This is a genomic window from Aeromonas sp. ASNIH8 (genome assembly GCF_002919855.1).
GTDB classification, from domain to species: domain Bacteria; phylum Pseudomonadota; class Gammaproteobacteria; order Enterobacterales; family Aeromonadaceae; genus Aeromonas; species Aeromonas caviae.
In genome coordinates, this window is the sequence record NZ_PQLN01000185.1 from 1 (window position 1) to 3,303 (window position 3,303).

Sequence of the window (3,303 nt, forward strand, 5' to 3'; positions counted from 1 at the left end):
AGGAGAGCGGAGCAGTGGCTCAACCTACGACCTCGGAAATGTCTCGGATTCAGGCAGCCTGTCAAGGTATTCGAAGAGTACCGTCAGGCGGCATAGGCGAGTGTCGCACTTCGAAGTTGAATTCGCGCTTTACGTCAGCGGGATCAAGAAAAACTCATCGCTGTTTATTGCCATGCTGGAAAAGCTGCGCCACCACTACCGACGAGCCAAAACCATCACGTTGATCCTCGATAACTACATCATTCACAAAAGCAAACAGACCGAGCGATGGTTGAAGAAGAATCCCAAGTTCTGCCTGGTGTTCCAGCCAGTTTACAGCCCTTGGGTTAATCACATAGAACGGCTATGGCACAAGTTACATGAAACCATCACGCGCAATCATCAATGCAGAGGGATGGCAAACCTGCTGGCCCGAGTGAAACACTTCATGGATACCGTGTCTCCTTTCCCGGGGAATGGCTATGGCACAGCGAAGGTGTAGCACTATTGGGATCAGTTATTTAGCAATTGCTCAAAACGGGGGGTATCTTGCGGCGTGCTGATGATCAGAATATCGCGAATGCCCGCCAGCATCAGGGCGCTGAGCGGGTAGTAGATCATCGGCTTGTCATAGATAGGCAACAGTTGCTTGCTCACCGCCATGGTCACCGGATAGAGACGGGTGCCTGAGCCACCGGCCAGAATGATGCCTTTACGTTTGGTCATGATGCTTGTTTCTTATTTTTAAATTGCAAAAGAAAAAGGTGGCTTGCAGCTACACCTTTTACGTTTTATCTCTTGCCAGCCAGGGATGCACTCAACACATCCCTGACCAGGGATTTACTTGCTGAGGATCTCGGTCAACATCCGCTCCACGCCGACGGTCCAGTCCGGCAGTACCAGATCAAAGGTGCGCTGGAATTTGTCGGTATCAAGGCGGGAGTTATGGGGGCGTTTGGCAGGGGTCGGGAAGGCGCTGGTCGGCACTGCATTGAGTTGCGTGACCGCCAGATCAACGCCAGCCTCTCTGGCTTTGGCAAACACCAATTGGGCGTAGTCAAACCAGGTGGTGGTACCGGAGGCAATCAGATGGTACAGCCCGGCAACCTCGGGTCTGCTCTGCGCCACGCGGATCGCATGGGCGGTGCAATCGGCCAGTAACTCGGCACCGGTCGGGGCGCCGAACTGGTCATTGATGACCGACATCTCGCTACGCTCTTTGCCAAAGCGCAGCATTGTCTTGGCAAAGTTGGCTCCACGGGCGGCGTAGACCCAGCTGGTGCGGAAGATCAGGTGACGAGCGCAGAGAGCCGCCCCCTGTTCCCCTGCCAACTTGGTTTCACCGTAGACGTTGAGCGGTGCAGTTGCATCGGTTTCCACCCAGGGACGCTCACCGCTGCCATCGAACACATAGTCGGTGGAGTAATGCACCAGCCAGGCACCCAATGCTTCCGCTTCTTTGGCGATCGCCGCCACACTGGTCGCGTTGAGCAGCTCGGCAAATTCCCGCTCACTCTCCGCCTTGTCGACTGCGGTGTGGGCTGCGGCGTTGACAATCACGTCCGGCTTGACCAGACGTACCGTGTCGGCCACCCCTGCCGGGTTGCTGAAATCGCCACAATAATCGGTGGAGTCAAAATCAACGGCAGTGATGCGGCCCAGCGGTGCGAGTGCACGCTGCAGCTCCCAACCGACCTGACCGTTTTTGCCAAACAGCAGAATATGCATCAGGCACGCTCCCCGTAATTCTGCTCAATCCAGGATTGGTAGGCACCGCTCTTGACGTTGTTGACCCACTGTTCGTTATCCAGATACCACTGCACAGTTTTGCGAATGCCAGATTCGAAAGTTTCTTGCGGCTGCCATGCGAGCTCACTGCTCATCTTGCTGGCATCGATGGCATAACGGCGATCATGGCCAGGGCGATCCGCCACATAGGTGATTTGCTCACGATAAGAGCCCGCCTTCGGCACCATCTCGTCCAGCAGATCGCAGATGGTGTGTACCACCTCCAGATTCTGCTTCTCGTTATGACCGCCGATGTTGTAGGTCTCCCCGACCAAGCCCGTGGTCACCACCTTGTAGAGCGCGCGTGCGTGGTCTTCCACATAGAGCCAATCGCGAATTTGGTCGCCCTTGCCATAGACCGGCAGCGGCTTACCATCCAACGCATTGAGGATCACCAACGGGATCAGTTTCTCGGGGAAATGGTACGGGCCGTAGTTGTTGGAGCAGTTGGTGACGATGGTGGGCATGCCGTAGGTACGGCGCCAGGCGCGCACCAGATGGTCACTGGAAGCCTTGGAGGCAGAATAGGGGCTGCTGGGGGCGTAGGGCGTCGTTTCAGTGAAGAGTGGCAAGGGTTCACCAGCAGACGCTTCATCCGGATGTGTCAGATCGCCATACACCTCGTCGGTGGAAATATGGTGGAAGCGGAAGGCCGTCTTGCGCGCCTCGTCCAGACCGTTCCAATAGGCGCGGGCCGCTTCCAGCATCATATAGGTGCCGACGATATTGGTCTCGATGAAGTCGGCGGGGCCTGTGATAGAGCGATCAACGTGACTCTCGGCGGCCAAGTGCATCACGGCATCCGGTTGATGGGTAGCAAACACCCGATCCAGTTCGACGCGGCTGCAGATGTCGACCTGCTCAAACGCGTAACGATCGCTGCCCGAGACCTCAGCCAGGGATTCCAGGTTGCCTGCATAGGTCAGCTTGTCGAGGTTGACAACTGAGTCTTGGGTATGCTGGATGATATGGCGAACAACGGCTGAACCGATAAAGCCGGCACCACCAGTCACAAGGATCTTCATTGAAAGGTTCCCGATTTCAAGATAACGAAATGACAAGACATTGTTTGACGCTTGCGTAGAAGATTTTCACGGTAGGTTTGCGAAGCGCCTACACTGATGACTAAATCGTCTAAATAACCGTTCCGAAATGTAGATCACTTATCCGGGAAAGAAGGGAACTCGGCGTCGTTTGTGCGATCTGATTAATCGCCAAACCAATCAAACGACAAACGAGCCGAGCCCGAAATGATACTAACACTCCCCGACCATGATGAGCGACGCCGGATCATCAACAAGATGCACCGGACCAAAGATAAAGATCTCTGCCGGAGGCTCAACGCCATCTTGCTCCTTGCTGACGGGCACAGTGTCTCGGCTGTTTCTCGGCTCACTGCCGCCGCCCGGTGAGGTGTCCTGACAAGATCGGACAGTCCCGGATCAAGCAGCCTGAGCAGTTCTCCAATACCTCTTGTTAAACTCCGCCGGGCTGACATTGCCAAGTCGTGAATGCCGACGCTGGCGGTTGTAAAAA

Annotated in this window: 3 protein-coding genes and 2 pseudogenes; 2 read left to right on the forward strand and 3 right to left on the reverse strand. The window is 55.4% G+C overall.

Features of this window, described 5'->3' with window-relative positions; genetic code table 11:
* The coding region (locus C3418_RS23115; protein WP_258040172.1) for an IS630 family transposase at positions 1-481 on the forward strand (481 nt) is incomplete at its 5' end.
* A gap of 20 nt (positions 482-501) precedes the next feature.
* On the opposite strand, the pseudogene C3418_RS23120 reads toward C3418_RS23115, so the two are convergent.
* The 3 genes and pseudogenes from C3418_RS23120 to rfbB all read right to left on the reverse strand — a co-directional run.
* Positions 502-705, reverse strand: a pseudogene (locus tag C3418_RS23120) (sugar phosphate nucleotidyltransferase); the annotation flags it as partial.
* Positions 706-819: 114 nt separating this feature from the next.
* A complete protein-coding gene (rfbD, locus tag C3418_RS23125) occupies positions 820-1,707 on the reverse strand; it encodes a dTDP-4-dehydrorhamnose reductase (RefSeq protein ID WP_039041244.1) in 888 nt (295 codons plus the stop codon).
* Positions 1,707-2,792 carry a dTDP-glucose 4,6-dehydratase gene (rfbB, locus tag C3418_RS23130; RefSeq protein ID WP_103859358.1) on the reverse strand — a complete coding sequence of 362 codons (1,086 nt, stop codon included), beginning with the start codon at positions 2,790-2,792 and terminating at the stop codon, positions 1,707-1,709. Before rfbB ends, rfbD begins: the two co-directional genes overlap by 1 nt.
* 225 nt (positions 2,793-3,017) lie before the next feature.
* On the opposite strand from rfbB, the pseudogene C3418_RS23135 reads away from it, so the two are divergent.
* Positions 3,018-3,176, forward strand: a pseudogene (locus C3418_RS23135) (IS630 family transposase); the annotation flags it as partial.
* Positions 3,177-3,303 lie beyond the last annotated feature (127 nt).

Bases quoted from the DNA above. Each gene is read 5' to 3' on its own strand.
- rfbB (WP_103859358.1), bottom strand. From the start codon at position 2,792: ATGAAGATCCTTGTGACTGGTGGTGCCGGCTTTATCGGTTCAGCCGTT.
- rfbD (WP_039041244.1), bottom strand. From the start codon at position 1,707: ATGCATATTCTGCTGTTTGGCAAAAACGGTCAGGTCGGTTGGGAGCTG.